Raw genomic sequence first — 3844 nt, forward strand, 5'->3', positions numbered from 1 at the left:
ACCTCGACCACCGAGGCGCAGTGGGGGCCGACAAGATGATGGGCGACGGCGCCGGCATCCTGATCCAGATTCCCGACGAGTACTTCCGCGCCGAAATGGCGCTCCAGGGCATCGATCTGCCGCCACCGGGTGAATACGGCGTGGGCATGATCTTCCTGCCCAAGGAGCATGCCTCCCGGCTGGCCTGCGAACAGGCTTTGGAGCGCGCGGTACGCGTCGAAGGCCAGGTGCTGCTCGGCTGGCGCGATGTGCCGGTCGACCGCAACATGCCGATGTCGCCCACCGTGCGCGCCAAGGAGCCGGTGATCCGCCAGATCTTCATCGGCCGGGGCACCGACGTGATCGTGCCCGACGCGCTCGAACGCAAGCTCTACGTGATCCGCAAGACTGCCAGTAGCGCCATCCAGGCGCTCAAGCTCACGCACAGCCACGAGTACTACGTGCCCAGCATGAGCTGTCGCACCATCATCTACAAGGGCCTGTTGCTGGCCACGCAGGTCGGCACCTATTACAAGGACCTGCACGACGAGCGCACCGTCTCCGCGCTCGCGCTGGTGCACCAGCGCTTCTCGACCAACACCTTCCCCGAATGGCCGCTGGCCCACCCCTACCGGATGGTCGCCCACAACGGCGAAATCAACACCGTCAAGGGCAACTTCAACTGGATGCGTGCGCGTGAAGGTGTGATGAAGTCGCCCGTGCTGGGCGAGGACCTGCACAAGCTCTACCCGATCAGCTTCGAGGGCCAGTCCGACACTGCCACCTTCGACAACGCGCTCGAGCTGTTGACGATGAGCGGCTACCCGCTCGCTCAAGCCGCGATGATGATGATCCCCGAGGCCTGGGAGCAGCACGCCACGATGGACGAGCGCCGCCGCGCCTTCTACGAATACCACGCCGCCATGCTCGAGCCCTGGGACGGCCCGGCCGCCATGGTCTTCACCGACGGCAAGCAGATCGGAGCCACGCTCGACCGCAACGGTTTGCGCCCCGCGCGCTACATCGTCACCGACGACGACCTGGTGGTGATGGCCTCGGAGTCGGGCGTGCTGCCCATTCCCGAAAACCGCATCGTCAAGAAGTGGCGCCTGCAGCCCGGCAAGATGTTCCTCATCGACTTGGAGCAGGGCCGCATCGTCGACGACGAGGAGCTCAAGACCCAGTACGCCTCGGCCAAGCCCTACCGGCAGTGGATCGAGAACGTGCGCATCAAGCTCGAGGCGATCGAGGCGCCGGCCGACGTGGCCGCTGCCGCGCCAGCCTTCGGCGAGAGCCTGCTCGACCGCCAGCAGGCCTTCGGCTACACGCAGGAAGACCTCAAGTTCCTGATGAGCCCGATGGCGCAGGCGGGCGAGGAGGGCATCGGCTCGATGGGCAACGACTCGCCGCTGGCGGTGCTGTCGGACAGGAACAAGCCGCTCTACAGCTACTTCAAGCAGATGTTCGCCCAGGTCACGAACCCGCCGATCGACCCGATCCGCGAGGCCATCGTGATGTCGCTCAACAGCTTCATCGGCCCCAAGCCCAACCTGCTCGACATCAACGCCGTCAACCCGCCGATGCGGCTCGAGGTGGCGCAGCCGATCCTCGACTTCGCCGACATGGCGCGGCTGCGCTCGATCGAAAAGCACACCTCCGGCAAGTTCAAGTCTTACGAGCTCGACATCGTTTATCCGCTGGCCTGGGGCGACGAGGGCGTCGAGGCGAAACTGGCTTCGCTGTGTGCGGAGGCAGTGGACGCCATCAAGAGCGGTCATAACATCCTCATCATCACCGACCGCCGCATGAACCGCGAGCAGGTCGCGATTCCGGCGCTGCTGGCGTTGTCGGCGATTCACCAGCACCTGGTGCGCGAGGGCGTGCGCACGACGGCCGGCCTCGTTGTCGAGACCGGCTCGGCACGCGAAGTCCATCACTTCGGGGTGCTGGCGGGCTATGGCGCGGAAGCGGTGCACCCGTATCTCGCCATGGAAACGCTGGCTGCGCTGCACAGCGGGCTGTCGGGCGCGCTGAGCGCCGAGAAGGCCCTCTACAACTACGTCAAGGCGATCGGCAAGGGCTTGTCGAAGATCATGTCCAAGATGGGCGTGTCGACCTACATGTCGTATTGCGGCGCACAGTTGTTCGAGGCGATCGGCCTGGACAAGCCGCTGGTCGAGAAGTACTTCCGCGGCACCGCCTCGCAGGTCGGCGGCATCGGCGTGTTCGAGGTGGCCGAGGAGGCGATCCGCATGCACCGCACGGCCTTCGGCGACGACCCGGTGCTCGAGAGCATGCTCGATGCCGGCGGCGAATATGCTTGGCGGGTGCGCGGCGAAGAGCACATGTGGACGCCCGACGCGATCGCCAAGCTGCAGCACAGCACGCGCGCTAACAAGTACGAGACCTACAAGGAATACGCGCAGCTCATCAACGACCAGTCGCGTCGGCACATGACCTTGCGCGGCCTGTTCGAGTTCAAGGTCGATCCAAGCAAGGCGGTGCCGCTCGACGAGGTGGAGCCGGCATCCGAGATCGTCAAGCGCTTCGCGACGGGTGCCATGTCGCTGGGCTCCATCTCCACCGAGGCGCACAGCACGCTGGCCATCGCCATGAACCGCATCGGCGGCAAGAGCAACACGGGTGAGGGAGGTGAAGACCCGGCCCGCTATCGCAACGAGCTCAAGGGTATCCCGATCAAGCAAGGCACGCTGGTCAGCGAAGTGATCGGCGCCAAGGTGATCGAAGCCGACTACGCGCTGCAGGAAGGCGACTCGCTGCGCAGCAAGATCAAGCAGGTGGCGTCGGGCCGCTTCGGTGTGACCACCGAATACCTGGTCTCGGCCGACCAGATCCAGATCAAGATGGCCCAAGGCGCGAAGCCGGGCGAGGGCGGGCAGTTGCCGGGCGGCAAGGTGTCCGACTACATCGGCTTCCTGCGCTACTCGGTGCCGGGCGTTGGCCTGATCTCGCCGCCGCCGCACCACGACATCTACTCGATCGAGGACCTGGCGCAACTGATCCACGATCTCAAGAACGCGAACCCGCGAGCGAGCGTGAGCGTCAAGCTCGTATCCGAGATCGGGGTGGGCACCATCGCGGCCGGGGTGGCCAAGGCCAAGAGCGACCACGTGGTCATCGCCGGCCACGACGGCGGCACGGGGGCCTCGCCTTGGTCATCCATCAAGCACGCGGGCACGCCGTGGGAACTGGGCCTGGCCGAAACCCAGCAGACCCTCGTGCTCAACAACCTGCGCGGGCGCATTCGCGTGCAGGCCGACGGCCAGATGAAGACCGGTCGCGACGTGGTGATCGGCGCGCTGCTCGGCGCCGACGAGTTCGGATTCGCCACCGCACCGCTGGTGGTCGAGGGCTGCATCATGATGCGCAAGTGCCACCTCAACACCTGCCCTGTTGGCGTCGCCACGCAAGACCCGCTGCTGCGCGCCAAGTTTCAGGGCAAGCCCGAGCACGTCGTCAACTTCTTCTTCTTCGTGGCCGAAGAGGCGCGCCAGATCATGGCGCAACTCGGCATTCGCAAATTCGACGAGCTGATCGGCCGCGCCGATCTGCTCGACACCAAGAAGGGCATCGGCCACTGGAAGGCGCGCGGCCTGGACTTCTCGCGGGTTTTCCACCTGCCACAGGTCGCCGCCGAGGTGCCCCGCCGCCAAGTGGAGGAACAGGACCACGGCCTCGCGAAGGCGCTCGACATCAAGCTGATCGAGAAGTGCCGGGCCGCCATCGACCGCGGCGAAAAGGTGCATTTCATGGAGGAGACGCGCAACGTCAACCGCACGGTCGGCGCCATGCTCTCCGGCGAGCTGATCCGCCACCGGCCCGAGGGGCTGCCCGACCACACCAT

The 3844-nt window shown here is 65.7% G+C and carries 1 protein-coding gene; it reads left to right on the forward strand.

The features are described from left to right. Positions 1–3844, forward strand: a 3844-nt coding sequence (locus tag H0W38_RS18515) for a glutamate synthase-related protein (protein WP_292456846.1), incomplete at both ends; no start/stop codon positions are given.

The organism is Methylibium sp. (genome assembly GCF_013817365.1).
In the GTDB taxonomy this organism is placed as follows: domain Bacteria; phylum Pseudomonadota; class Gammaproteobacteria; order Burkholderiales; family Burkholderiaceae_C; genus Methylibium.